This is a genomic window from Idiomarina solivarensis, from assembly GCF_033052755.1.
Lineage (GTDB): Bacteria > Pseudomonadota > Gammaproteobacteria > Enterobacterales > Alteromonadaceae > Idiomarina.
The window spans coordinates 1-256 of sequence record NZ_JAVFHZ010000023.1; the positions used below are offsets into that span (position 1 = coordinate 1).

Consider the following 256-nt stretch of genomic DNA (forward strand, 5'->3'; position numbering starts at 1 on the left):
CATGTTCAAACCCTGTTTTTACACCACCACAACCACGATGGTTGCCTTTCTCTCCTTTATCCTGAGCGATATTCGTTTGCTGGTGGATTTCGGCTGGATGATGTCTGTTGCGCTTGGCGTGGCGCTGGTGCTCAGTTTTATTGTAATGCCAGCGGGCCTGATGTTGTTGCCGAGGCGTTATCATGAAGAGGAAAACAACCTGAGCCGGAATTTTACCCATTTTTTTGCCTCCCTTGCGGATAAGCGGGGAAAAGTG

Annotated in this window: 1 pseudogene; it reads left to right on the forward strand. The window is 49.2% G+C overall.

Features of this window, described 5'->3' with window-relative positions:
• Positions 1-256, forward strand: a pseudogene (locus RBK99_RS13490) (RND family transporter); the annotation flags it as partial.